This window comes from Tamilnaduibacter salinus (assembly GCF_003096655.1).
Classification (GTDB): Bacteria; Pseudomonadota; Gammaproteobacteria; order Pseudomonadales; family Oleiphilaceae; genus Tamilnaduibacter; species Tamilnaduibacter salinus.
In genome coordinates this window covers 185,024-211,943 of record NZ_QEKQ01000003.1, presented here as the reverse complement: position 1 = coordinate 211,943, position 26,920 = coordinate 185,024, and the positions used below count along the sequence as shown (strand labels likewise).

Below are 26,920 nucleotides of genomic sequence, written 5' to 3'. Positions count from 1 at the left end.
ATCCGTTCCCAGCGTATACCGCCCATCCTGACACGCCAATCGATACGATTGACCCGTATGGTCCGTATAGACGGTACACTGCCAGCAGTGCTGTTTCGACCGATAACAGAAGGACCGCCATGAAACGGATGCTCTCGATGCTTTTGGCCCTCGGCCTGTTGGTTGCCCCGCTGGCTAACGCCCAGTCCCAACCCCTGAGAATGGCTGTGACGGTCGGCATGATCGCCGATGTTGCGGAGAACGTGGGCGGCGAATGTGTCGATGTGACCGCAATGATGGGGCCGGGTGTGGACCCGCACCTCTATCAGGCCAGCGCCAGCGACGTGACGCTGCTCCGCCAGGCCGAGCTGATCCTGTATTCCGGCTACTCGCTGGAAGGCCAGCTCGGGCAGGTGCTGGAGCGGTTCGGGCAGACCAAGCCGACAGTCGCCGTGGCGCCGTCGTCAATCGATCCGGGTCAGCTCATTACGGTTCAGGACATCTACGGCATCGACCCGCACCTGTGGATGGACGTCAGCCTCTGGTCACAGATTGTGCCCACCATTGCCGATCACATCATCAAACAGCGGCCGGACTGCCAGTCGACGATCCGTGACAACGCCCAACGCTACCGGGCCCGGCTGGAGGCCCTGCATGGCTGGGTCCGACAGGCCGTCAACACGATTCCCGAGGCACAACGCATCCTTGTCACCGCCCATGATGCGTTCAATTACTACAGCCGTGCCTACGGCATCGAAGTGGCCGGCATTCAGGGCATCAGTACGGAAACCGAATCCGGTGTGGCGGACATTCGCGAGATGGCCGATGTGGTCACCGAGCGTCAGGTGCCGGCCGTATTCATCGAGAGCACCATCAACCCCCGGACCGTCCAGGCCGTAATCGACGCCGCCAAACAGCAGGGCCAGCCGGTGCGGATTGGCGGCGAACTGTTCTCCGACGCCATGGGCGAGGACGGCACCGCCGGTGGCACCTACATCGGCATGCTCTATGAGAACACCCGGCAGATCGTCACGGCGCTGGGCGGCACGCTCCCACCCCTGCCAGACGCGCTGTCGCGCTGGGCCGGACGTTGGGAGTTGACGGAGGCCCCATGATCGACACGCCCCATGAACCGCACCTGGCGCTGCACGTCGAGGATCTGACGGTCAGCTACCAGAGCAAACCCGTGCTGTGGGATATCGACTTCGACATTCCACCAGGCGTACTCGCCGGGATCATCGGGCCCAACGGCGCGGGCAAGAGCACACTGATCAAGACCATTCTCGGACTCGTGAAACCCGTCGCCGGGCACGTCACCATTTTTGGCGATACCTACCGCAAGCAGCGCCGCCACGTCGGCTATGTCCCGCAGCGCACCAGCGTCGACTGGGACTTCCCCACCACCGTTCTGGATGTGGTCACCATGGGACTCTATGGGCACCTGGGGTGGTTTCGCCGACCCGGCCGGCGCGAGCGGGACGAAGCACTGGATGCGCTCGCCATGGTGAACATGCAGGACTTCGCCCGGCGCCAGATCAGTCAGCTGTCCGGCGGGCAGCAACAGCGGGTGTTCATTGCCCGGGCACTGGTGCAGAAGGCCGATGTCTATTTTCTCGACGAGCCCATGGCCGGCGTGGACGCCACGACGGAACGGGCCATCATCGATCTGCTGCACCGGCTGCGCGATGAGGGGAAAACCGTCATCGTGGTGCATCACGACCTCCAGACTGTGCGCCGATACTTCGACTGGCTGATGATTCTCAACGTGCGGGTGATCAGCCAGGGCCCGGTCGAACAGGTCTATACCGGGCCCAACCTGCGACAGGCCTACGGCGGGCAGATTGCCCTGCTGGATGGCCAGGCCGTGATGCAGGACCAGCCGACCACGAAGCGGGACGCGACGGCGAATCACGGAGAACGCTGATGAGCTTGCTGGCGCTGCTGTCGGACTACACCATCCAGAACGTGGTGATCGGCGCCGCCCTTCTGGGGCTGGTCAGCGGCACGCTGGGATGCTTTGCGGTCCTGCGTAAGCAGAGTCTGCTCGGCGATACCCTGTCCCACGCCGCCCTGCCGGGCATCTGCCTGGGCTTCCTGGTGGCCGGCACCCGTGACATCGCCAGCATGCTGACCGGCGCCTTGATCACCGGCACGTTGGCCGCCCTTGTGATGCTGGTCCTCACCCGCCACAGCCGCCTGAAAACCGATGCCGGCCTGGGCATTTCCCTGAGCCTGTCCTTTGCGCTGGGCGTGGTCCTGCTGACCTACATCCAGGGCACCAACAACGCCGCCCAGGGCGGACTGGACTCTTTCCTGTTCGGCCAGGCCGCCGCCACGCTGCGCAGCGACCTGTGGATCATGGGCGGTATTACGCTGGCAGCGCTTGCTCTGGTCATGCTGTTCTGGAAGGAGTTCAAGCTGGTCTCCTTTGACCCGGCGTTTGCGGCTACGCGGGGCCTGCCCGTGGCGACGCTGGAAACCGGCCTGACCGTCATGGTATCGCTCGCGGTGGTGGTCGGCCTGCAGATGGTGGGTGTGGTGCTGATGGCCGCCATGGTCATTGCCCCGGCGGTCGCTGCCCGGCAGTGGACCCACCGGCTTGGCACTATGGTGCTGCTGTCCGCGCTGATCGGTATCGCCTCGGGCGTGTTCGGCGCGCTGATCAGCGCCATGGGACGGGGCCTGGCCACCGGGCCACTGATCATCCTGAGTGCGTCGGTACTGGTGGTGATCTCCCTGCTGTTCGCACCCGGTCGCGGCTTCGTCTGGTCGCTGCTGTCCCAGTGGCGGGCCCGCCGACACCTGCGCAGCCAGCAGGTGCTCACCACCCTGTACCGACTGGCCATGGAACACAAAGACACCACCTACCGGACCCAACAGGGCATGGTGGACACATACTACGGCATCGGCACCCGGCTTTCCCTGGCCCGGCTGCAGAAAAACGGGCTGGTTCGCCTGCGGGGGCAGGACGCACTCCAACAGCCCGGCTGGGAACTGACCACTGACGGCATTACCGAGGCCCAGCGCATTCTGGACGGACTGGGCCACGGAGACCGGCGATGATCGAGACGCTGCTGCAGAGTGTGCCCTTCCAGATCATGCTCACCGGCGCGCTGGTCGGCATGGCCTCATCGCTGGTGGGCACCTTTCTGGTCCTGCGGGGCAACAGCATGCTGTCCGACGCCATCGGTCACTCCATCGTGCTGGGTATCGTTGTGGTCTGGCTGCTTACCCACCAGCAGAGCGGCCCGTTCCAGATTGCCGGCGCGGCGCTCACGGGCATCCTGACGGTCTTTCTCACGGAGCTGCTGGTCACCACCCGGCGGGTCAAAAAGGATGCGGCCATCGGACTGGTCTTTCCCATGCTGTTCGCCATCGGGGTGCTGCTGCTCAACGTCTATGCCCGGGACGTGCATATCGACACCCATACGGTGTTGCTGGGTGAGATTGGTTTTGTCTGGCTGGACACGGTCGATGTCCTCGGTTGGTCGGTACCGATCGCCCTGCTCTCCATGGGCGGCATGACTGTGCTGAATGCGCTGTTCATCGGCCTGCTTTACAAGGAACTGAAACTGGCCACGTTTGACCCGGATCTGGCCAAGGCGCTGGGCTACGCGCCGGGACTGATGTTCTACGCCCTGCTGTTCCTGACCAGCGGGACCGCGGTGGCGGCATTTGATGCGGTGGGCGCCATCCTGTTCGTGGCGTTTGTGATCGTGCCGCCGTCCGCCGCCTACCTGATCACCGACCGGCTGTCGTGGATGTTCCTGTACGGCGGGCTGATTGCCATCGGGTCCAGTATCAGCGGCTACTATCTGGCGTCATGGTGGGACGTGTCCATCGGCGGCATGATGGCGCTGATGACCGGCACCTTCCTGCTGGTGGCGTTTTTGCTCAGCCCCCGCTATGGGGTCATCGCCCGGCTCATCCGCCAGCGCGGCCAGCACCGCAGCAACGAAACCCGTACTCTCGCCGTGCACCTGTACAACCACGAGGACAGCGCCCGGCGGGACGAGGAAAATGTCACCGCAGCGCTGCGCGAGCACCTGCTCTGGGACCGCGGCAAGGCCCGGCGTGTTCTGCTGGAGTGCCTGGACCGGGATATTGTTCGGCGAGAGGGCGATATTCTGACGCTGACCGAAAAAGGCCGGGGACTGGCGCGGGAGATACTGGCTCCCCACGGCGGCTGAGCGCTACTCCTGGCAGGCGGCGGCGTATCCGACTGAGACCCGGTTCCGCCCGTCGTTCTTGGCCTCATACAGGCACCGGTCCGCCTCGTTGAGAAGCGCCTCATGGGTTTCCCGGACATCGGCAGGAATCTCAGCGGCGACGCCAATGCTGACGGTCAGCGACACGCTCTGCTCTGCGTCACGGACGGGTGAGTCCGCCACGGCCCGGCGGATGGCCTCCGCCACCGACACCCCCCCGGGCCGGTCGGTGTTGGGCAACAGTACGACGAACTCCTCGCCCCCATAACGGGCCGCCAGGTCCGGCGGCCGCCTGATGCAGTCCCGGATCACGCTCGCCACCTGACGGAGGCAATGATCGCCGAACGGGTGGCCGTGCTCGTCGTTGAGCGGCTTGAAGTGATCAATATCGATCATCAGCACCGCCAGCGGGTATTTCTCGCGGTAGGCCCGGCGGTACTCCATCTCGAAGGTCTGATCGAAATAGCGCCGGTTGCGCAGACCGGTGAGCCCGTCCGTGATGCTGATTTCCTGTAGCTTGGCGTTGGCCTCTTCCAGCGCCTCGGTCCGCTCACGCACCTTGCAGTCGAGATCGCGGTTCATGGCCACCTGGGCATCGAGCAGCTCCTGCTGGGCCTGCGCCGACTGACGCTGGGCCTCCTCGCGCTTGCGACGCTCGTAGCTCATACGGTTCGCCAGCGCGAATGACAGCAGCAGCACTTCGGCGCTGGTACCGATCTGGCCGGCGTTCTCGGTAAACCAGTTGCGTGGGGCCACGCCGATTTTGTTCAGCAGCATGATCAGCCCGCCGCCGAGCATGAAGGTCCAGGCCAGGTTGTAGTAACGCGCGGCGTGGAACCCGTCCCACCAGCGCACGATCCCCGAGGCAAAGTTCAGGACAATGGCCGAACCGGCGAGCATGATGGTGGTCACCATCAGCTCCCGATAGGGCAGGAAGAACGATCCGATGGCCGTCAGTACGGCAAGCGCCGCCAGCCCGACCAGCATCTTCGCCATCCGGGGCCGGTCCTGCGGCATCTTGAGGAAATGGCGTGTGAACAGGCTCGGAAAGAACACCATGCCACTCAGGGCCAGTATCAGTGACACATCATTGAGCCCGGTGGAACCGGGCCAGAAATACTTGAACGTCACGCCATGAATGCCGGCCACGAGCGCCACCATCGACAGCACATAGAAGACGTAATACAGGTAGCTGGCGTCCCGGACTGCCAGGAAAATCAACAGATTGTAGATGGCCATGATCAGCATGGCGCCGTAGAACAGCGCAAAGGCGGTGGCCCGTTCAAAATCGTGGCCAATCAGTGCTTCCGGGCGCCACAGACGAATCGGCAACTGCAGTGAGGAACTGGTCTGTACCCGCATGTACAGATCGGTGGGCTGACCACCGGACAGGTGAACCGGAAACACAAAACCGGGGTGGTCCACGGGGCGCTCGGCATAGGGGATGCGATCACCGAGCCGGAACGAGCGCAGCTGCTCGCCACCATGCCAGAGCGACACATCGAGGCGATCCAGGACCGGGTAGTCAATCTCCACCATGAACCGGCGACGCTCGCCTTGGGCCGGCGGCAGGGTGACACGGGTCCAGTAGACCGCATCGGTATAGCCGAAATTGGGAATGTCCGCCCGGGCCGCCCGCCAGCGATCCGCCAGCGCCGGCGAGCGGGCGTCTGACAGACTCAGGACGCCTTCCGGGTCCTTGAGAAATTCCAGATGAGGGCCAAGCAGAACACTCCGCGTGTCGTTATCCACCACAAAAGCCCCGGCGTAAGCCGGGGCCATCAAAATCGCCAGACCCAACAGGACCAGCGTGGCAAGACGTCGACGATGACTCATGGAAAGCTTGAATTCCGTTCAATCTTTCACCAAGTATCGCCCAGCACGACGGATCATGCCACGGCGCCGGTGTCACAACGTGTTATTGTGGCGCGCCCTGACAAATAGCCTGAGTGTCGCTGTGACGCGGTTCCCTTCGAAATGCGTTTGTCACCACTCCAGCTGCGCCCCGGTCTGGTATTCGATCACGCGGGTCTCGAAGAAGTTTTTCTCCTTGCGCATGGTGGCCTGCTCTTCCAGCCAGGGCGAGACATTGCGTGCGCCCGGGAACGGTTCCTCCAGGCCGACCGTGCGGGCACGTCGGTTGGCGATGTAACGGAACTGTTCACTGTGGTACTCCGATGAGTAGCCCAGGATCGGGTCCCGGAGGATGTAGTTGGCGTAGTCGCGCTCGGCCGCTTCCGCCTCATCCCACATCTCACGCAGGGCTTTCGGGTCCAGTTTGATGTTTTCCTCTTCAAAGATCTGGTTGCAGACCTTCAGGCCGAAGGAGAAGTGCATGGCCTCGTCCCGAAGGATGTACTGGAGCTGCTCACCGGTACCGCGCATCAGGCCGCGACGCTGGAGCGCGAAGATCGGGCTGAAGCCGTTGTAGAACCAGGCGCCCTCGAAGATCGCCGCGAAGAACAGGTAAGACATGACGAATTCCTGCAGATCGTCCTTGTTCCGCAGATTGATGTCCGGGCGCATGGCGGCATCCAGCCGCCGGTTCGCCAGGCTGATCTTGCGGTTGATCTCCGGCACCACCCGATAGCGGTTGTAAATCTCGCTCTGGTCCAGGTTCAGGGTCTCAATGCAGTGCTGGTAGGCCCAGGTGTGCATGGATTCCTCATAGACCTGACGCGCTTGGTAGATCTGAAGCTCTGGCGCACTCATCTTCTCCATCACCGCCAGCCCGATGTTGCGCATGGCAAGGATGTCGGCCGTGGTGAGGTAGGCCAGCACGTTCTCGTACACATGCCGCTCCGCGTCGTTGAGGCGGTGGTGGTAGTCGTGGACGTCCTGGGACATGTTCACGTCCAGTGGCGTCCAGTGGTTCTTGTTGGCGTTCATGAAGTATTCCCAGGCCCAGGGATACTTGAACGGCGCGAGCTGGTTGATGTCCGTCTCGCCGTTGACCACGCGCTTGTCGTCCACGTTCACCGGCTGCGGCCCGTCGGTCGGGGCCTGCGTTTGTTCGGTGTTCGGCTCGTCGTCCCATTGGAGCATGGCTTGCCCTCCTGAAGATTCATTTTCGCCGCGGAAACCGCGGAAGGACGCGGAAAAATTGATAAGGACAAAGAGAAAACCGACTCGTCCATCTTCCTGTCAGCGCCCGCAGGGCGCTTTCCGTGTCCTTCTGTGGATTCCGTGGCCTTATCTCTTTCTTTCTCTTTGCTTCCGCGTCCTTCCGCGGTTTCCGCGGCGAACCGGTCGTTACTGACAGGCCTCGCAATCAGGCTCGTCGATGGAACACACCTGCGGCTGCGGCGCGGCGACCGGGGTGGTTTTCTCGGCGCCGGTCGCGCCCAGTGAGCGCAGGTAGTAGGTGGTCTTCAGGCCCCGCTCCCAGGCGAGCTGGTAGAGATCGTCGAGCTTGCGGCCCGAGGGCTCGGCCATGTAGAGGTTCAGGCTCTGGGCCTGATCCAGCCACTTCTGCCGCCGGGCAGCGGCTTCCACCAGCCAGCGCGGGTCGATCTCAAAGGCGGTGGCATAACGGGCCTTGATGTGATCGGGCACGCGGTCGAGCTGCTGGACGGAGCCGTCGTAGTACTTCAGGTCGTTGACCATGACGTTGTCCCACAGCCCTTCGGCCTTGAGCTCGTTGACCAGCGACGGGTTGATGACCGTGAACTCGCCGGACAGGTTCGATTTGACGAACAGGTTCTGGTACGCCGGCTCAATCGACTGGGAGACACCCACGATGTTGGAGATGGTCGCGGTCGGGGCGATCGCCATGACGTTGGAGTTGCGCATGCCGTACTGGCGAATCAGCGCCCGCACCGCGTCCCAGTCCAGGCGGGCCTCGGTGTTGACCTCGAAGTCGCCTTCGCGGCGGCTGTCACGCACCCGGTCCAGCGAATCGATCGGCAGCACGCCCTGGGACCAGAGTGAGCCCTCGTAGCTCTCGTAGGCGCCGCGGTCCCGGGCCAGTTCGGCGGAGGCGCGGATGGCGTAGTAGCTGATCAGCTCCATGGATTCGTCGGCGAAGGCGACCGCCTCTGGGCTGGCATAGGCGTAGCCCTGACGGTAGAGCGCGTCCTGGAAGCCCATCAGGCCCAACCCCACGGGGCGATGCCGGACGTTCGAATTGCGCGCCTGCGGGACCGCGTAGTAGTTGATGTCGATGACGTTGTCGAGCATCCGTACCGCGCGGTTGACGGTGCGCTCCAGCCGCTCACGATCCAGCTCGCCGTCGACGATGTGCGCCGCCAGGTTGATCGAGCCCAGGTTGCACACCGCGATCTCATCCTGGCTGGTGTTCAGGGTGATCTCCGTGCAGAGGTTGGAGGAATGCACCACGCCGGTGTGCTGCTGGGGCGAGCGCAGGTTGCACGGGTCCTTGAAGGTGATCCATGGGTGACCGGTCTCGAACAGCACGGTCAGCATCTTGCGCCAGAGCTGCTTCGCGGAGACGGTCTTGTAGAGCGTGATGTCGCCGCGCTCGGCCATCGTCTCGTATTCCTCGTAGCGCTTGCGGAAGTCGTTGCCGTACAAATCATGCAGATCCGGCACGTCGCTGGGGGAGAACAGTGTCCAGTTGGCGTCGGCGCGCATGCGCTCAATCAGCAGGTCCGGCACCCAGTTGGCGGAGTTCATGTCGTGGGTGCGGCGGCGCTCGTCACCGGTGTTCTTGCGCAGCTCCAGGAACTCGTCGATGTCCAGGTGCCAGGTCTCCAGGTAGGCGCAGACCGCGCCCTTGCGCTTGCCGCCCTGATTGACGGCGACGGCGGTGTCGTTGACCACCTTGAGGAACGGCACGATGCCCTGGCTCTTGCCGTTGGTGCCCTTGATGTGCGCGCCCAGCGCCCGCACCGGCGTCCAGTCGTTGCCGAGACCGCCGGCCCACTTGGACAGCATGGCGTTGTCGCGGATCGCGCCGTAGATGCCTTCCAGATCATCGTCGACCGTGGTCAGGTAGCAGGACGAGAGCTGCGAGTGCAGCGTGCCACTGTTGAACAGGGTCGGTGTCGAGGCCATGTAATCGAACGAGGACAGCAGGTCATAGAACTCAATGGCCCGCGCGGTCGGGTTGTCTTCCTGCAGCGCCAGACCCATCGACACCCGCATGAAGAACACCTGTGGCAGCTCGATGCGGCGCTCGCGGTGGTGGATAAAGTACCGGTCGTAGAGGGTCTGGAGGCCAAGGAATCCGAATTGCAGATCCCGCTCAGGCTTGAGGGCACCGCCCAGCTCCCGGAGGTCGAAGCGGGCCATGGCCGGATCCAGCAGCTCGTGTTCGATGCCGGTTTCGATGAGCTGACTCAGCGCCTTCGGATAGACCTCGGCCAGCGGGAGATCGAGCGGCAGTTCCAGCGTCTGGCCGACTTCCAGGCGCAGCTGCTCCAGCAGCAGTCGGGCGGTGACGGCACTGTAGTCCGGCTCCTGCTCGATCCGCCCGCGGGCGGTCATGATCAGGGCGTTGAGCACTTCGGTCTCGGCAATGCCGTCGTAGAGATTGCGCACGGCGTCGTCGACAATGGCATCCGGGTCCACCGAATCCAGCCCCTGCGAGGCTTCGCGGACCTGATGCTTCATCAGGCCCACATCCAGCGGGCGCTTCTCGCCATTGGATTGCGTCACGGTCAGGCTCGGGTGCTCCTCAACCGGCGCCAGCCGCGCCCGCTCGGCGGCGTGTGCTTCGCGATAGAGGACATAGGCCCGGGCGACGCGCTGCTCTTCGCCGCGCATCAGCGCCAGTTCCACCTGATCCTGAATGTCTTCAATGTGAACCGTGCCGCCCGCGTGGAGGCGGCGACTGAGGGCGCGCACGACCTGCCCGGACACACGCTGGACACTGTCGTGAATGTGCGCCGAGCCGGCGGCATCCTCACCCTCGACGGCGAGATAGGCTTTGGTGATTGCGACACTGATTTTGCTGGGGTCAAACCCGACGAGCGTGCCGTCGCGTTTGATGACCTGAAGGTCTTCGACCGGGGCCGTGGTGCCGGCCGACGGGGACGGGGCCGTTACCGCACTGGACATGAGCCATCTCCTGCATACGCGTTGGTGAAATCCATGTTCCCTTCGCGTAGACAGGACGGCATCGGACGGTGGGAAAAGACGAATCCATCGGAGGCCGTTTGCTGCTCACCCTGAACGCGAAGGTGCAGTCACGCCGATTCGTGATCGGCGCTTCCCTGGCAGGTCTTCGGACTCAGGGGCCAAAAAGAGCTTCCCGAAAGCTCCAGCCTCACGTGGCGACTTCCCGGCCTCCGCCAGTGTCGTTATGCCACGCTCGTTCCCCAATACCGCTGCGCGTCAGTTCCGGACTCTCACCGGATTCCCGACACCAGACTGATCAGTGATTGATCACAATATCTGGTGCTTAACCAAGGATGGAAACACTATATAACCCGAATGAAGCAAGAGCAAACCGGATTGCGTCCGGACCGGCACAGGGCGCCTTCGCGCCTGGGCTGCCGATTTGATATAACGGAAGCCCATTTCGTTATATCCGATAACAGCTCACCAATACCGGGGACCATGAACATGCTCCGAAACAGCCGTTGGCTGGTGTTGTTGGCCGCTTTCGCCGCCACTGCACTGAATGCCGACATCAGAACGGCTCGGGTCGAGCGGGCACCGCTTGAGGAAACCATCCGCCTGGACGGACGGATCGAGGCGGTTCAGCAGAGTACCGTCTCTGCCCGGACCGCCGGCACCGTGATTCGTCTGCCGTTCGACGTGGATGATTCCGTGAGCGCCGGTGAACTGATCGTGCAACTCGACGACAAGCGACAGCAGGCCGGTGTGGAGCAGGCCCGGGCGGCCCGGGCCGAAGCCCGCGCCAATCTGGAGGACGCCAACCAGCGATTCGCACGCATCCAGTCGGTTTTTGAGCGCGGCCTGGCCTCCCAACAGGAACTGGACCAGGCCCGCAATAACCGGGCTGCCGCCAAAGCTCGCCTGGAACGGACGAACGCGGCCCTGACCAATGCCCGGGAGGAACTGGGCGATACCCGCATCACGGCCCCATACTCGGGGATCGTCACCGAGCGCCATGTCGAGATCGGTGAATCCGTTCAACCAGGCCAGCCCCTGATCAGCGGGCTGTCCCGGGAAAAGCTGCGGGTGCTGACGCACGTGCCTCAGCCCTACGCAAACCATGCCCGTCAGCAGGGCCACGCCATGGTGACCCTGCCGGACGGTCGCCAACTGGCCACCGGCCCCATCACCTTTTATCCCTATGCCGACCCCCAGACCCACAGCTTCCGGCTGCGCCTGCCGGTGACGGACGACAGCGGCAGTCTATACCCGGGCATGCTGGTAAAGGTGACCTTACCCGTGGGGAGCCGGAGTGCTTTGTGGGTTCCGAAGGACGCCGTATTCCATCGCGGCGAAATGCGCGCGGTTTTCGTGCTGACTGACCACAACCAGCCCCGGCTGCGCCCCATTCGAACGGGCATTGAACACAACGGCCGGATCGAGGTCCTGGCCGGTCTGACCGAAGGGGAGCCGGTGGCAACCCGGCCGCAAAACCTGTTCGGCAGCGACGCCCTCAACCTGCCGGACGAGGCCGACGATGAGTGATTCCCTCCCTCCGGTCGGCCCTTCGGGGCAGATTGCCCGGGCATTCCAGAATGCCCACCTGACCCCACTGCTGGCCCTGCTAGGCATTCTGCTCGGCATTCTGGCGGTCGTGGTAACGCCCAAGGAAGAAGAGCCGCAGATCGATGTCACCATGGCAGACATCCTGGTGGCTCTGCCCGGCGCCTCAGCTCAGGAAGTGGAAAACGCGATTGCGACGCCCGGCGAACAGGTGATGAGTGAGATCAAGGGCGTGGAACATGTCTATTCGGTGTCACGCCACGGCCGGGCGGTGATCACGGTCCAGTTCGAGGTGGGCATTCCCCGTCAGGAAGCGCTGGTGCAGCTGTACAACCAGGTGCACTCAAACCGTGACTGGCTGCCGCCGGACTTCGGAGCCTCCGAACCGGTGGTCAAACCGCGCGGCATCGATGACGTACCCATCATGGGGCTGACGCTCTATGATCCCGCCAACAAATGGTCCGGTGAAGACCTGACGCGCCTCGCCCACACCCTGGAAATTGCCCTGAAACGGGTGCCGGGTACCCGGGATGTCGACACCCTCGGCGGCATTCCCGATCGGGTCGACGTGCGATTTGATCCGGCCCGGTTGAATGGCTACAACCTGACCGTGACGGACCTGCGCCAAGCACTTGCCAGTGCCAACACCAGCGCCCGAAACAACCGCATTACCCGCGACGGCGTCTCCATACCGGTACAGGCCGGTACGCTGATCGACAGCGTCGAGGCCGTCCGGCAACTGGTGGTGGGGATGCATCAGGGGGCCCCGGTCTTTCTCGATAACGTCGCCAACATCAACCGCGGGGGCACTGTTGCCGATCAGAGCGTAATGATCGGCTTTGGCCCGGCCTCGGAGCGGGCTGACCCTGGCCAGGTCCATCCCGCCGTGACCCTGGCCGTGGCCAAGAAAGCGGGTGAAAACGCCATTGATGTGACGCGGGCCATCGAGACCCGGTTAGAGGCGCTACGCAACCGGGCGATCCCCGAGGGTATTGAGGTGGTCATCAGCCGCGACTACGGGAAGACCGCCTCCGACAAGGCCGAAAAGCTGATCACCGACCTGATCTCGGCAACGGTCTGCGTGGTGCTGCTGGTTCTGGCCGCCATGGGCTGGCGGCAGGCCATCATCGTCGGTGTGTCGGTACTGATCACTCTGTTGCTGACACTGGTTTTCTCCTGGGCCTGGGGCTTTACACTCAACCGCGTTTCCCTGTTTGCCCTGATCTTTGCCATCGGCATTCTGGTCGACGACGGCATTGTCATCACCGAAAACATCAACCGGCGCATCCGTAACAGCCGTCACGCGGTCCGGGACATCATTCCCGTGGCAGTCGATGAGGTGGGTACGCCGACCATCATGGCCAGCCTCACCATCATGGCGGCCCTGCTGCCCATGGCATTCGTCACCGGTTTGATGGGGCCCTATATGAGCCCGATCCCCATCAACGCCTCGGCCGGCATGGTGCTGTCACAGCTGGTGGCCTTCTTGGTCGCACCCTGGCTGGCCATGCGCCTGCTGGCCCATCAGAGCGGGGCGGATGTCGCCCGGGAAGCCGCCCTGAGCCACTCGGCCGAGGGCGTGAACACCACCGTTCTCGGCTTTTTCCACCGCCTGCTGTCGCCCTTTCTCGGCGATCACCACTGGCGCCGGCGCTTCCTTGGACTCGGCGTGGTGGGGTTAACGCTCGCCGCCGCCGCCCTGCCGGTGTTCCTCGCAGTCATCCTCAAAATGCTGCCATTCGACAACAAGTCTGAGCTCCAGATTGTCGTGGACATGCCCGAACATACCCCCGTGGAAACCACACAGCAGACACTGCTGGCTCTGGGCGAGCACCTGGAAACGGTTCCGGAAGTGACCAACTGGCAGGCCTACGCCGGAACCCATTCACCAATCAACTTCAACGGCCTGGTCCGTCAGTATTACCTGCGCTCGGCGCCCTATCTGGGTGATCTGCAGGTCAATCTGGCGGACAAGAGTGAGCGCGGACGCGAGTCCCACGCCATTGCCCAGGCCATGCGGGAACCGCTCCAGGCCATCGGCGAACGGTTCGGCGCCACCGTCCGGATTGTTGAAGTGCCCCCCGGGCCACCAGTTCAGGCGCCGGTGGTTGCCGAGGTGTACGGCGTCGGTCCGGAGCATCGGGCAGAGCTGGCCCGCGCCATTGAAGCCACCATGCACAACACGCCCGGCCTGGTGGATATCGACACATCACTGGAAGCGCCCACACAGCAGTGGGAGGTGCGCGTGGACCGCGAGCGGGCAGCCCGGCTCGGCGTCTCCCAGGCTCAGGTGGTCCAGACATTGAGCACCGCCTTCGGCGGACAGGGCATCGGCTATCTCCATGGTGCCCATGCCAAATACCCGGTGCCTGTACGAGCGATTCTCGATGAGGGCGACAAAGCCCAGCAAGCGGCCCTGATGTCGCTTTCTGTCCGCAGCCGCAGCGGTGAACGCGTCCCCCTGGCCAGCATTGCTGATATTGCCACCGTCGACTGGCCCGGTGCCCGCTATCACAAGGATCTGATGCCGGTCACCTACGTGACGGCCGATATGGCCGGAGCGGTGGACTCCCCCCTGTATGGCATGTTCAACCTGGTCGGTCGACTGTCGCAACAGCGCGCGATGCCGGATCAGTATTTCACCAGTCTGCCGTCGGTCGCCGAGAAAGGGGCCATCAAATGGGACGGCGAGTGGCGGATCACCTACGAGACCTTCCGGGACATGGGGCTGGCCTACAGCGTGGGTGTGTTCCTGATTTTCCTGCTGCTGGTGGCCCAGTTCCGCTCCTATGTGCTGCCATTGGTGATCATGGCGCCCATTCCCCTGACGTTAATCGGCATCATGCCGGGCCACGCCCTCCTGGGTCGGGAATTCACGGCCACCAGTATGATCGGTATGATTGCGCTGGCCGGCATCATCGTGCGTAACGCCATCCTGCTGGTCGTGTTCATCCGTCAACTGCTGGAGGAGGGCGTCGCCCTGGATGAGGCCGTGGTGCTGGCCGGCGCGGTCCGGATCAAACCCATTGCCCTGACGGCAATCTCAGCGATGGTCGGCGCGTATTTCATACTGGATGATCCGATCTTCAATGGCCTTGCCATTTCGTTGATCTTCGGGCTGGCTGTCTCGACCCTGCTGACCATCGTGGTCGTGCCACTGCTCTACTACTCTCTGGCCCGGGTCCGCTGGCTCTAACCCAACACCGACACTCAGGATTGTATGTCGCCACTGCGCCGTTTCTATCGTCAGTTGCTCCTGCCCCATTCGGGGTGGGTGCTGGTTCTCTTCGCTCTGATCATGGGGGGCATGAGCCTCCAGATCGACCGCTTCGAGCTGGATGCCTCAGCCGAGTCCCTTGTGCTGGAGAACGATCAGGCGTTAGCCCAGTACCGTCAGGTCAATCAGCGCTTTTCCACCTCCGACGACTTTCTCATCGTCACCTACACACCGGATGAGACGCTGTTCTCGGAAGCGGAACTGTCCCGTCTGGCATCGCTGCGTGATGAGCTGGGGGGCATTGAGGCGGTCGGCAGCACCACCAGCATCCTCAGCGTCCCGCTGCTGCACAGCCCGGAGCTGACACTGGACACCACGGACACCGCGATCAAGACGCTGGACGAGGACCCGGTGCCACCACAGACGGCCCGTCAGGCCCTGCTCAGTAATCCACTCTATCCGAACCTGCTGATCAGCGAGGACGGCCAGACCACGGCCATCCAGGTCACCCTGCCGACACCACCGCGCTACTTCGAGCTCATTGAGGAGCGCCAGCAATTGCGTCAGGCCCTGGACGCCGGCGATGGCGATCCGATGACGGCCGAACGCCTGGATCAGGTGGAGCGGGACTATCAGTCATTGACCGACCGGCTGGATCAGCGCCGGGACCGGACGATTGCACAGGTGCGCGCGACGCTGGACGGTTACCGGGATCATGCCGAGATTCATCTGGGCGGCGTTCCGATGATTGTCGCGGACATGATCCGGTTCATACAGAACGACCTGTCGACGTTCGGACTCGGGGTGCTGGCGTTTCTGCTACTGACCCTGGCCGTCATTTTCCGTCAGTGGCGATGGGTTGTGGTGCCCCTGCTGTGCTGTTCCTTCACGGTGTGGCTGATGATCGGTTACCTGGGGTGGGTCCAGTGGCCGGTGACGGTCATCTCCTCGAACTTCGTCGCCCTGCTCCTGATCATGACGCTGTCGCTTACCATCCACCTGATGGTGCGTTACCGCGAATACCAGCATGATGAGCCGGACGCCGAGCCGCAGTCCACCCTCGTCAATACGCTGGCGGCCATGATCAAACCCTGCGCGTACATGGCCATCACCACCATCGTGGCATTCGGCTCCCTGACCGTCAGCGGCATCCGGCCGGTGATCGACTTCGGCTGGATGATGACGCTCGGGCTGGCCGTCGCCTTCATCATGGCCTTCATCATCTTCCCGGTCCTGCTGCGACTGCTCCCGCCCCCCGTTGACCAGCGCGTCCGCGCCGGTGGCACACCGTTGACCCATCATTTCGCCAGCGTCACGGATCGTCGCGGCGGGCTGGTGCTGCTGGTGGCTGTGACGCTCGCCGTCGTGTCGGCCATGGGCATCAGTCGCCTGACGGTGGAAAACAGCTTCGTGGACTACTTCAAGTCGAGCACGGAGATCCATCAGGGCATGGTGACGATCGACAACCGGCTTGGTGGCACCACACCGCTGGATGTGGTCATCACCGACAAGCCGGCCCCAGACACCGGGGGCGACCCGTTTGCCAGCGACTGCGACCCCTTTCTCGAGGACTGCGGGGATGACGCCGACCATCGCGACACCTGGTACACCTACCAGAAAATGGAGCGCCTGGAGTCGGTACACGACTATCTCGACGGCCTTCCCGAAACCGGTAAGGTGCTGTCCATCATCAGCACGCTCGATGTGCTGGCGGAGATCAATCAGGGCGAGCCCCTCGACGCGCTGGAACTGGCGTTCGTGCCCGCCGCCGTACCGGACAACCTGAAGGACACGCTGCTCACCCCCTACATCTCCGAGGTCCACGATCAGGCCCGGTTCACAATCCGGCTCCGGGACACGGCGCCGGGCCTGAACCGGGATCAGCTGCTGGAACAGATCCGCGACCACCTGACCGGTGAGCTCGGCTTTGCCCCGGAGCGGGTCACACTGACCGGCATGACGGTGATGTACAACAATATGCTGCAGAGCCTGTTTGACTCGCAGATCAAGACCATTGGCGTCGTTTTTGCCGCCATTGCCATCATGTTTCTGATTCTTTTCAGATCCTGGAAGCTGGCACTGATCGGCATCCTGCCCAACATGCTCGCCGCCGCCTCCGTGCTGGGCCTGATGGGCTGGATGGGCGTCCCGCTGGATCTGATGACCATCACCGTCGCCGCCATCACCGTGGGCATTGCGGTGGATGACACCATTCACTACATCCACCGTTTCCGGGAGGAGTTCCGCAAAGACCGGAGCTATCATGGCGCCATGTATCGTGCCCATGACAGTATCGGGCGGGCGATGTTCTACACCTCGCTCACCATCATTGTCGGCTTCTCGATTCTGGTGCTGTCGAACTTCCTGCCGACGATCTACTTCGGCCTGTTCACCGGTTTCGCCATGCTGATGGCGCTGCTGGGTGCGCTGACATTGCTGCCACGGTTGATACTGCTGATCCGGCCGCTGGGGCCATCTGTGGACTAGGAGTCTGCGCCAGTATCAGAGGCTCCCTAACGGAACGCCCAGTGGCGCTGCATCTCAACGAACAGGTAAGACGCACTCCAGGTGATCAGTACCAGACCGGTGAGTCCCTCAATGCCGGTCAGGAACCGCACGGTGCCCAGGGGCTCGATGTCACCGAACCCGAGCGTCGTGAAGGTGGTGAATGAGAAGTAGACCGAATCCATAAGGGAGCCATCAAAATTGCCCTGAAAATGCCCCCAGCCGTCCGCACGATGCATCCCGTAATACACCAGTGCGAACACCCAGACCTCCACCGCATGGGCCACAAGAACGCCGAGCACGGTGACCAGCAGGCGAACCCGGTGTCGGGGGCGTGTCCGGGCCAGAAAGCCGCTCAGGCGAATCAACGCTTCATAGTGAATGAGTACAACGGTCATGACGACCAGCACGTTTAGGGCGGTGGCAAGCAACATCGGGGCCTCGTGAGCGAACCAAAGGCAATCTTCGCGTTCATACTAGGGTAGTCCGGTGCCGTCCACCAGATCGTTCCGTATCAAGTCGTTAGAGGTGAGCCACCAATGAAACGAGCACTGACCGTCTGCTTCGTCATTGTCGGTTTCATGTCCGCGCCACTGGCGTCAGAAACACTCCCGCGTTTTTCGTCCATGACCGATCTTGACGATGGTGGCTCCTGGGAGCCATTGATTTTCCCGGACATCGATACCCATACCGACTACAGCCTGGTCACGGTTGGAGACCAAACCGTGGTTCGTGCCAACACCGACGGCGGCGCGTCCGGGCTGATTGCCCGGCAGCGCATTACGCCGGGCGACTCACTGATCCTGCGATGGCGCTGGAAAGTGTCGAATGTCTACGACGCCGGCGACGCACGACAGAAAAGCGGGGACGACTATCCGGCCCGGATCTACGTGGCATTCGCGTTCCAGCCGGAGAAAGCCGGGTTTTTCGAACGGGCCAAACGGGCCACCGTGGAGACGCTGTTCGGCGAGGAACTGCCAGGGAATGCCCTCAACTATATCTGGGCGAACAGGGTACCGAAAGGCACCATCCTGCCCAATCCATTCACGGACACGACACAGATGGTGCCCGTGAACGGCGGCCCGGAGCGCGTGGGGGAGTGGGTCACCATCGAGCGGGATGTGGTGGCAGACTACCGGGCCGCCTTCGGCGAGGCACCGCCGCCGATTATCGGCATTGGGCTGATGACGGACAGCGATAACACCGGCGAGTCCGCCACCGCGTGGTATGGCGATATCGAGATCGTTGAACCCTGAAAGACTGAAACTCATCCAGCCGGCCACTGTCCTCAAGACGTCGGCACGCGTCGTCCATGCGCCGAACAATACGTGCGACGTGTGTCAGCCTGACGAGAGACAATGAACGCGCCTCGGCGCTTTCACTGGCGCACTAACTGGTTGGTGTGGCGCCAATCGGACCCTGATCGGCCAATGGGTGGTTTTTTATCAGTCGTACACTGACAGAATCACCACGGCATTGCCCGGTTCTACTACCGCAGCATCACCGACGGCGGGCGGGCAGCGAACCGGGCATTGCGCTCCTCCTAACGAAGAATGACGAGTGGCGTGCGCGTATTCGTCAGCATGCTGGTGGTGGTGCTGCCGACCAGGAAACGCCGGATTTTTGAATGGCCGTACGCGCCCATGACCATCAGGTCGATCTCATGTTCGTCCTGGTAGGCATGCAGCGTCTTCTCCACATCGCCGGCCCGGATGGCCGTGTGTACTTCACAGCCATTTGCGGTCAGCGCGGATTCGGCCTTGCCCAGTTGCTCTCGACGGTCGTTGGTGTCCGGCCCCACCATCACCAGATGCAGCGGGAAATCCCGGAACACCGGACTCTCTGCCAGCAGGCGGACGCCGTTGAAGGCCGTCTCACTGCCGTCGAAGGCCAGCATGGCACTGCGCGGCTCCCGGAACTCGTCTGGCACCAGCATGATCGGCCGGTGCAGGGTGCGGATCACCGTTTCCAGCTGACTGCCGATGTGGACGTCCCGGTCGGTACTGCTCTCGCCGTGCAGGCCCATGACGAGCACCCGTGTCTCGGGTTCGATGTCCAGCAGGCAGTCCGGCAGATCGCCGTGACGCTGGCGGCGCAGGATGGTCTCGGCACCATCGGCCCGGGCCCGCTTTTCGGCCGCTTCCAGCATGTGGCGGCCCTGTTCCAGCGCCAGACGACTGCGTTTCTGGTCCAGCTCCGCCAGTTCGTCCAGCAGATGTTCCCGACTGCCCAGACCGATGCTGCCGGCCAGGTCCGGCTCGCCCGGGTAGCGGGCTTCATCCAGAACGTGAAACAGCATCAGCGGGGCATCCATCCGCTGGCTGGCCCAGGCGGCATGGTCACACACCGACTGGGAGGCACGGGAGCCATCAATGCAGGCGACAATGTTCGGCATGGGATCTCCGTTGGTCCGTTGTTGTTTTTGGGAAGCGTCAGTGTTTCGCATCATACACACCTTAATGTCCCATGAGCTGATCAACGGCATCCGGCTTGTCGTGCACCCCGAAGCGGTCCACGATCGTCGCACTGGCCTCGTTCAGGCCGATCACTTCCACCTCGGCACCCTCACGGCGGAACTTGATGACGGCCTTATCGAGCGCCCCCACCGCCGTGATGTCCCAGAAATGGGCGCGGCTGAGATCGATGACGACATGCTCTACCGCTTCCCGGAAGTCGAAGGCATCAATGAACTTCTCAGCAGAGCTGAAGAAGACCTGCCCCACCACCGTGTAGGTGCGCGTCTCGCCGGATTCATCGAGTGTTGAACGGATCGCCATGAAATGGCTGACTTTGTTGGCGAAGAACAGGGCCGCCAGCAGCACACCCACCAGCACACCAAACGCCAGGTTGTGTGTTGCGACCACCACGATCACCGTCGCGACCATGACGATGTTGGTCGACAACGGATGACGGCGCAGGTTGATCAGCGACTCCCAGCTGAAGGTGCCGATCGATACCATGATCATGACGGCGACCAGGGCCGCCATGGGGATCTGCACCAGCCAGTCGTCCAGCACCAGCACCATCACCAGCAGGAAGGACCCGGCGGTCAGCGCGGAGAGCCGAGTGCGGCCACCGGATTTCACGTTGATGATCGACTGGCCGATCATGGCGCAGCCGGCCATGCCACCCAGCAGACCGGCGCCGATGTTGGCGATGCCCTGCCCCCGGCATTCCCGGTTGCGGTCACTGGTGGTGTCGGTGAGGTCGTCCACAATGGTGGCGGTCATCATCGACTCCAGCAGGCCCACCACCGCCAACGCGAGGGAGTACGGGAAGATAATCGCCAGCGTTTCCAGCGTCAGGGGGACATCTGGCCATAGAAAGACGGGCAGCGTGTCGGGCAGTTCGCCCATGTCGCCCACCGTACGGATGTCCAGACCAAACCAGAGCGCCACGCCGGTCAGCACCACGATGCAGACCAGCGGCGAGGGTACCAGGCGGCCAATCACCGGCATACGCGGGAAGAGATAGATGATACCCAGGCCCGCCGCGGTCATGGCGTAGACATGCCAGGTCACGTCGGTCAGCTCCGGCAGTTGGGCCATGAAGATCAGGATTGCCAGCGCGTTCACGAAGCCGGTCACCACCGACCGGGAGACGAACCGCATCAGACCACCCAGTTTCAGACCACCCGCAATGATCTGCAGTACACCGGTCAGCAGCGTTGCGGCCAACAGGTACTCAAGGCCATGTTCCCGGACCAGCGTCACCATCAGCAGGGCCATGGCCCCGGTGGCGGCGGAAATCATGCCGGGGCGACCGCCGACGAAGGCGATCACAACCGCGATACAGAACGAGGCATAAAGGCCCACGCGGGGGTCCACGCCGGCGATGATTGAAAAGGCGATGGCCTCCGGAATCAGGGCCAGCGCCACCACGATACCGGCGAGCAGATCGCCGCGGATGTTGGAGAACCATTCGGATTTGAGTGTCTTGAGCATGCGCTTTCCAATTACCAATACAGAAACAAAGCGACCCGGCCGCGTGGTCGATGACCACACGCCGGGTCGGAGACGTTACAAGAGAATCAGGTCAGGACGATGACCGCCCCCAGACCGATGCCGCCCAGTACCAGGGTGTAGGGCAGCGCCATGAATACCATGCGCCCGTAAGAGAGGCGCACCAGCGGTGCAATCGCCGAGGTCAGTAGAAAGAGGAACGCGGCCTGGCCATTGGGCGTTGCCACGCTGGGCAGGTTGGTCCCTGTGTTGATCGCGACTGCCAGCTCCTCAAAGTGCGCGCGGGAGATTTCCCCGGCTTCCAGCGCCTGCTTGATCTCGCTGATGTAGACGGTGGCGACAAACACGTTGTCGCTGATCATGGACAGCAGCCCGTTGGCGGCAAACAGCAACCCCGGTTGCCGTGACTCGGGTTGTGCCAGTACCGCCTCGATGATGGGCGTGAACAGATGCTGATGGTGAATCACCGCGACGATGGTGAAGAACACCACCAGCAGGGCCGTGAATGGCAGCGCCTCCTGAAAGGCCTTGCCAATCTGGTGCTCATCCGTCACACCCGTGAATGAGGTGATCAGAATGATCACCAGCAGGCCAATCAGGCCGACTTCGGCCACATGAAAGGCCAGACCGGCCACCAGCACCACCGCCGCCAACGCCTGCACCCAGAGCGCGGCCTGATCGGCCGGTGAGCGCTTTTCGCGTTCGGTGCGGGCAAACTCCTCGAGCACCTGCCGGACCGGTTTGGGCAGCCGGGCGCCATACCCGAACCAACGGCGCTTTTCCAGAATGAGGCAGGTCAGCAGGCCCGCGCCCAGTACCGGCAGGCTGACGGGTGCCATCGCCTGGAAGAAGCCGGCAAAATCCCAGCCGACCACCTTGGCGATCAGCAGATTCTGGGGTTCCCCCACCATGGTCGCCACGCCACCCAGCGCCGTCCCGATCGCGCCATGCATCAGCAGCGAACGCAGGAAGGCACGGAACTGGTCCAGATCCTCCCGGTGCAGGTCGATCACGCCCTTGTCCGAGCCGGGGTTGTGATCGTTATGGTGGTACCCCTTCCCGGAGGCCACACGGTGATAGACCGAGTAGAACCCCACGGCCACGCTGATGATCACCGCCGTCACGGTCAGGGCATCCAGGAAGGCCGACAGGACCGCCGCCGCAAAACAGAACAGCAGAGACAGCGCCGACTTGGAACGTACCCCCACCAGGATCTGGGTGAAGGTGACCAGCAACAGCTCCTTCATGAAGTAGATGCCCGCCACCATGAACATCAGCAGCAGGATCACCGGCAGATTGGTGCGGATTTCCAGATACACCGAGTCCGTCGTCGTCAGTCCGATCAGCAGCGCCTCAACGGCGAGCAGCCCACCCGGCAGGAGCGGATAGCACTTCAGCGCCATCGCGAGGGTGTAGATAAACTCCGCCACGAGCAGCCAGCCGGTGAACACCGGCCCGAACAACCAAAGGCACAGCGGGTTGGCGGCGAGGAACACCAGAATGGTCTGTTTGTACCAGGTGGGTGCATTGCCGAGGAAGTTGCTGGCAAAGCCGCCGAAGACAGTCGTGGGCATGGCGATCGGACGATAACGGATGAACGGGAAACGGGAGCGCGATTCTACCACTCCCGGACCGGTTTTTGCGGATTATTGTCCGGCCCCCGGGGGTGGGGCCGGAAACCACTTACTCGACCGTCACACTCTTGGCGAGATTCCTGGGCTGATCCACATCCGTGCCCTTGAGGACCGCGACGTGGTAAGACAGCAGTTGAAGCGGAATGGTGTAGACGATCGGGGCCGTGATGGGATGAACGCTCGGCATGTTCATGACGTGGACGCCCGGTTCTTCGGCCAGTCCGACCGCCTCATCGGCGAAGACGAACAGCTCACCGCCACGCGCCCGCACCTCCTCGAGGTTCGAGCGCAGCTTCTCCATCAGGGCATTGTTGGGAGCGACGGTCACCACCGGCATCTCACTGTCCACCAGCGCCAGCGGCCCATGCTTAAGCTCACCGGCCGGGTAGGCCTCTGCATGGATGTAGGAAATCTCCTTGAGCTTCAGCGCGCCTTCCAGCGCCACTGGAAACTGCGAACCACGGCCCAGGAACAGGCTGTGGTGCTTGTCCACAAACGCCTCGGAAAGTCGCGCGATGGGCGTATCCAGCGCCAGCACCTGGTCAATCTGTCCCGGGACCTGGCGCAGGGCCTGGACCATGTCCGCCTCTTCGGCTTCAGGCAGTCCATTGCGCCGTGCCAGTGCCAGCGTGAAAAGCAACAGCGCGGTCAGCTGGGTGGTGAAGGCTTTGGTGGAGGCCACACCGATTTCCGGCCCCGCCTGGGTCATGATGACCAGATCGGATTCGCGCACCAGAGAGCTGCCCGGCACGTTGCAGATGGCCAGCGCCGCCCGGAATCCCGCTTCCTTCGCCTGCCTCAGCGCCGCCAGGGTGTCGGCAGTTTCACCGGACTGGGAGATGCACAGGAACAGGGTGTCCGGCTGGATCACGTGCTTGCGATAGCGGAATTCGGAGGCCACCTCGACCGAGCAGGGAATGCCCGCCAGTTCCTCGATCCAGTAGCGGGCGACCATGCCGGCGTGATAGCTGGTGCCGCAGGCGATGATCTGGACGTGGCGGACATCCTGAAGCAGGTTTTCCGCATCGGTGCCCAATGCCTGCTCCAACACGCGCCGGTCCGTGAGGCGGCCTTCCATCGTGGCCTGCACCACCCTCGACTGCTCGTGAATTTCCTTGAGCATGAAGTGGCGGTAGTCCCCTTTCTCGGCCGCATCAGCGCTGTGCTCGAATCGTGTCACCGGGCGTTCGACGGGGTTGTCATCGCGGTCGATGACGTCAATCCGGTCCCGGCGCACTTCCGCGATGTCCCCTTCCTCAAGGAACATAAACCGGTCAGTCACGGGCAGCAGCGCCAATTGATCCGAGGCGATGAAGTTCTCACCGATGCCCACACCCAGCACCAGCGGGCTGCCCTGGCGGCAGACGATCAGCCGCTCCGGGTCGTCGGCATGAAGAACGGCAAGAGCATAGGCGCCATGGAGCTCGGCGGTTGCCCGTCGAACCGCACTGAGCAGGTCCTTTGTTTGCTGGAAGTGGGATTCGATCAGGTGGGCCACCACCTCGGTATCGGTCTGGGAGTCGAAGGTGAAACCCTCGTTGCGCAGCCGATCCCTCAGGGTCTGGTAGTTCTCGATGATGCCGTTGTGGACAATCGCCAGCCGTTCACCGGACATGTGTGGATGGGCATTCGTCTGCGACGGCTCGCCGTGGGTTGCCCAACGGGTATGGGCAATACCGATGCGCCCCCGGGGGGGCTGACCATCCAGCGCGGTTTCCAGCGCACTGACCTTGCCGACTTCCCGGTACCGGGTCAGCGTGTGCTGTTCATTCAGGACAGCCATGCCCGCTGAGTCGTAGCCCCGGTACTCGAGGCGCCGCAATCCCTCCAGCAGGATACCCTGAACATCCCGTTCCGATACGGCTCCGACAATCCCGCACATGGTTGTGATTTACTCCTGATCCGATGGATTGGTTGGCCGTTGCCAGTTGGCGATATTGCGTTGACGTCCCCGGGCGACGGCCAGTTCCTGAGATTCGATGTCCCGGGTGATGGTCGATCCGGCGCCGATGGTGGCCCTGTCCGCCACAGTCACCGGGGCCACTAGCGCGGTGTTGGACCCGACAAACACGCCATCGCCGAGTACCGTTCTGTGCTTGTTCACTCCATCATAATTGCAGGTGATCGTGCCCGCACCCACGTTCACATCTCGGCCCAGGACGGCATCACCGACGTAACTCAGGTGGTTGATCTTACTCCCCTCGCCCACCTCTGACTTCTTCGTCTCCACAAAATTGCCGACCTTGCTTCGGGTCGCCAGTTGGGTACCCGGTCGCACCCTGGCAAAGGGACCGACCGAGGCGGACGGACCGACGTCTGACCCTTCGACGATCGAATGAGCCTCAATCACCGCGCCTTTCCGCAGAATACTGTCACGGATCACGCAGTCGGGGCCAATGCGCACCCCGTCCTCAATCGTGACCTCGCCCTCGAACACCGCGTTCACATCAATACTGACGTCCCAGCCCACGCGAACATGGCCCCGTACATCCACCCGTGCGGGGTCCGCCAGTGTGGCACCTTCCTGCATCAGTCGGGCCGCCTCGTTCTGCTGATACCACCGCTCCAGAACAGCCAGCTGCTGACGGTTATTCACCCCCTGAACCTCATACACGGTGTCAGGCTGTGCGACCCGGACCCGCACATCCTGCGTCACGGCCATGGCAATGACGTCCGTCAGATAGTACTCGCCCTGGGCATTATTACTGGACAGGGCCGGTAACCAGTCTTTCAGGTGGCGAGCCGAAAGGCCCAGGATACCGGTGTTGACCTCTGTGATGGCACGCTGCTCCTCAGTCGCGTCCTTCTGCTCGACGATGGCCGTCACCTCACCGCGGTCATTCCGAAGGATGCGGCCATAGCCATCGGGATCCGCCATTGTGACGGTCAGCAACGCCATCGAGCGGTCACTGATCTGATCCGCCAGATGGGCCAGCGTTTCCCGGCTTGTCAGTGGCACATCGCCATAGAGGACCAGTACCCGGGCGTCATCCGGCAGGTTCGGCAGCGCCTGGGCGACGGCGTGCCCGGTGCCAAGCTGTTCGGCCTGATGCACCCAGAAGGTCTCCTCACCCGGCGTCGCGTCGCGAACCGCCTCGGCACCGTGACCGATAACGGTATGAATGGCTTCAGCGCCGAGGGCACGCGCGGTGCTCATCACGTGATGGAGCATGGGCCGTCCCCCGACCGGATGGAGCACTTTGGGCAGACGCGACCGCATGCGCGAACCCTGGCCAGCGGCGAGAATCACAACATGCAGGGGCAGCGTGGAATCACTCACGGATTATCGTCCTTTTAACAGGTTCCAGAAGCAAAAAAACCGCCTCTGCCATCACGACCGGCCGGGCCGGAGGGATGGTCAGAGACGGTTGGGTCAGGCTGTCGGGCCCATACCCGCTGCCGCAATCAGCGCCGGTTACGGAGTTGCTGAACGGTCCGCAGCTTGGCCACCGCTTCGGCGAGCTCAGCCGCAGCGCGGGTGTACTCGAACTCACTGGTCTTTTGAGCCATCGCCTTTTCAGCGTCCTTCTGGGCTTGCTGAGCAGCGGCTTCATCGACATCCTTGGCGCGGACGGCGGTGTCGGCGAGCAGGGTGACGATATCGGGCTGCACTTCCAGGTATCCCCCGGACACATACAGGATTTCCTCGTCGCCACCCTGCTTGATGACCCGAACCGGACCCGGCTTGAGCGCCGTCAGCAGCGGGGCGTGCCCCGGGGCAATGCCCAGATCCCCTTCTGAACCAGCCGCAATCAGCATCTCGACCCGGTCCGAGTAGATCTTCTCTTCTGCGCTGACGACATCGCAATGCACGGTCATAGCCATCTT

Annotated in this window: 18 protein-coding genes and 1 riboswitch; of the genes, 8 read left to right on the top strand and 10 right to left on the bottom strand. The window is 62.9% G+C overall.

Going from position 1 to position 26,920, the window contains the following annotated elements:
• Nucleotides 1-119 precede the first annotated feature (119 nt).
• The 4 genes from C8D92_RS06015 to C8D92_RS06000 are packed head-to-tail and all read left to right on the top strand — an operon-like array spanning nt 120 to nt 4,169.
• A complete protein-coding gene (locus C8D92_RS06015; protein WP_116918731.1) occupies nt 120-1,094 on the top strand; it encodes a metal ABC transporter solute-binding protein, Zn/Mn family in 975 nt (324 codons plus the stop codon).
• Nucleotides 1,091-1,903, top strand: coding sequence for a metal ABC transporter ATP-binding protein (locus tag C8D92_RS06010; RefSeq protein ID WP_095610045.1), 813 nt, complete (start codon nt 1,091-1,093; stop codon nt 1,901-1,903). Before C8D92_RS06015 ends, C8D92_RS06010 begins: the two co-directional genes overlap by 4 nt.
• Nucleotides 1,903-3,042: a metal ABC transporter permease gene (locus C8D92_RS06005; protein ID WP_116918730.1), complete on the top strand. Its 1,140-nt coding sequence runs from the start codon at nt 1,903-1,905 to the stop codon at nt 3,040-3,042. The genes C8D92_RS06010 and C8D92_RS06005 overlap by 1 nt, the downstream gene beginning before the upstream one ends.
• Nucleotides 3,039-4,169 carry a metal ABC transporter permease gene (locus C8D92_RS06000; RefSeq protein WP_116918729.1) on the top strand — a complete coding sequence of 377 codons (1,131 nt, stop codon included), beginning with the start codon at nt 3,039-3,041 and terminating at the stop codon, nt 4,167-4,169. Before C8D92_RS06005 ends, C8D92_RS06000 begins: the two co-directional genes overlap by 4 nt.
• A 3-nt stretch (nt 4,170-4,172) precedes the next feature.
• Here C8D92_RS06000 and C8D92_RS05995 read toward each other — a convergent pair whose 3' ends face one another.
• The 3 genes from C8D92_RS05995 to C8D92_RS05985 all read right to left on the bottom strand — a co-directional run bounded on the left by C8D92_RS05995 (nt 4,173) and on the right by C8D92_RS05985 (nt 10,208).
• Complete coding sequence (locus tag C8D92_RS05995; RefSeq protein WP_116918728.1) at nt 4,173-6,023, bottom strand: sensor domain-containing diguanylate cyclase; 1,851 nt, start codon at nt 6,021-6,023, stop codon at nt 4,173-4,175.
• A 150-nt stretch (nt 6,024-6,173) separates the two neighbouring features.
• On the bottom strand, nt 6,174-7,232 hold the full coding sequence (locus tag C8D92_RS05990; RefSeq protein WP_116918727.1) for a ribonucleotide-diphosphate reductase subunit beta: 1,059 nt from the start codon (nt 7,230-7,232) through the stop codon (nt 6,174-6,176).
• A gap of 207 nt (nt 7,233-7,439) precedes the next feature.
• Entirely contained in the window at nt 7,440-10,208 is a 2,769-nt protein-coding gene (locus C8D92_RS05985) for a ribonucleoside-diphosphate reductase subunit alpha (protein WP_116918726.1), read from the bottom strand.
• Nucleotides 10,209-10,348: 140 nt separating this feature from the next.
• Nucleotides 10,349-10,575: riboswitch (cobalamin riboswitch) on the bottom strand.
• A gap of 140 nt (nt 10,576-10,715) precedes the next feature.
• Here C8D92_RS05985 and C8D92_RS05980 point away from each other — a divergent pair.
• From C8D92_RS05980 to C8D92_RS05970, 3 genes are read left to right on the top strand one after another with little or no spacing between them, the layout of a single operon-like run.
• Nucleotides 10,716-11,756 (top strand): efflux RND transporter periplasmic adaptor subunit, encoded by a 1,041-nt coding sequence (locus tag C8D92_RS05980; protein WP_243402375.1) that lies wholly within the window; start codon nt 10,716-10,718, stop codon nt 11,754-11,756.
• Complete coding sequence (locus C8D92_RS05975) at nt 11,749-14,970, top strand: efflux RND transporter permease subunit (RefSeq protein ID WP_116918724.1); 3,222 nt, start codon at nt 11,749-11,751, stop codon at nt 14,968-14,970. The genes C8D92_RS05980 and C8D92_RS05975 overlap by 8 nt, the downstream gene beginning before the upstream one ends.
• A gap of 24 nt (nt 14,971-14,994) precedes the next feature.
• Nucleotides 14,995-17,478, top strand: coding sequence for an efflux RND transporter permease subunit (locus C8D92_RS05970; RefSeq protein WP_116918723.1), 2,484 nt, complete (start codon nt 14,995-14,997; stop codon nt 17,476-17,478).
• 26 nt (nt 17,479-17,504) lie between these two features.
• Here C8D92_RS05970 and C8D92_RS05965 read toward each other — a convergent pair whose 3' ends face one another.
• Entirely contained in the window at nt 17,505-17,930 is a 426-nt protein-coding gene (locus tag C8D92_RS05965) for a potassium channel family protein (protein ID WP_116918722.1), read from the bottom strand.
• A 105-nt stretch (nt 17,931-18,035) separates the two neighbouring features.
• Between C8D92_RS05965 and C8D92_RS05960 the strand changes: the two genes are divergently transcribed.
• Nucleotides 18,036-18,752 (top strand): DUF3047 domain-containing protein, encoded by a 717-nt coding sequence (locus C8D92_RS05960; protein ID WP_423837071.1) that lies wholly within the window; start codon nt 18,036-18,038, stop codon nt 18,750-18,752.
• Nucleotides 18,753-19,039: 287 nt separating this feature from the next.
• Here the strand turns inward: C8D92_RS05960 and C8D92_RS05955 are convergent, their stop codons facing one another.
• The 6 genes from C8D92_RS05955 to C8D92_RS05930 all read right to left on the bottom strand — a co-directional run bounded on the left by C8D92_RS05955 (nt 19,040) and on the right by C8D92_RS05930 (nt 26,917).
• Nucleotides 19,040-19,891, bottom strand: coding sequence for a universal stress protein (locus tag C8D92_RS05955; protein WP_116918721.1), 852 nt, complete (start codon nt 19,889-19,891; stop codon nt 19,040-19,042).
• Between the two features lie 61 nt (nt 19,892-19,952).
• Complete coding sequence (locus C8D92_RS05950) at nt 19,953-21,440, bottom strand: SulP family inorganic anion transporter (RefSeq protein WP_095610056.1); 1,488 nt, start codon at nt 21,438-21,440, stop codon at nt 19,953-19,955.
• A gap of 86 nt (nt 21,441-21,526) precedes the next feature.
• Nucleotides 21,527-23,032, bottom strand: a complete 1,506-nt coding sequence (gene nhaB / locus C8D92_RS05945) for a sodium/proton antiporter NhaB (RefSeq protein WP_095610118.1) — start codon at nt 23,030-23,032, stop codon at nt 21,527-21,529.
• A gap of 109 nt (nt 23,033-23,141) precedes the next feature.
• On the bottom strand, nt 23,142-24,974 hold the full coding sequence (glmS, locus tag C8D92_RS05940; RefSeq protein WP_116918720.1) for a glutamine--fructose-6-phosphate transaminase (isomerizing): 1,833 nt from the start codon (nt 24,972-24,974) through the stop codon (nt 23,142-23,144).
• Nucleotides 24,975-24,983: 9 nt separating this feature from the next.
• Nucleotides 24,984-26,357, bottom strand: a complete 1,374-nt coding sequence (glmU, locus tag C8D92_RS05935) for a bifunctional UDP-N-acetylglucosamine diphosphorylase/glucosamine-1-phosphate N-acetyltransferase GlmU (RefSeq protein WP_116918837.1) — start codon at nt 26,355-26,357, stop codon at nt 24,984-24,986.
• Nucleotides 26,358-26,497: 140 nt separating this feature from the next.
• Nucleotides 26,498-26,917 carry a F0F1 ATP synthase subunit epsilon gene (locus tag C8D92_RS05930; protein WP_116918719.1) on the bottom strand — a complete coding sequence of 140 codons (420 nt, stop codon included), beginning with the start codon at nt 26,915-26,917 and terminating at the stop codon, nt 26,498-26,500.
• Between the last annotated feature and the right edge of the window lie 3 nt (nt 26,918-26,920).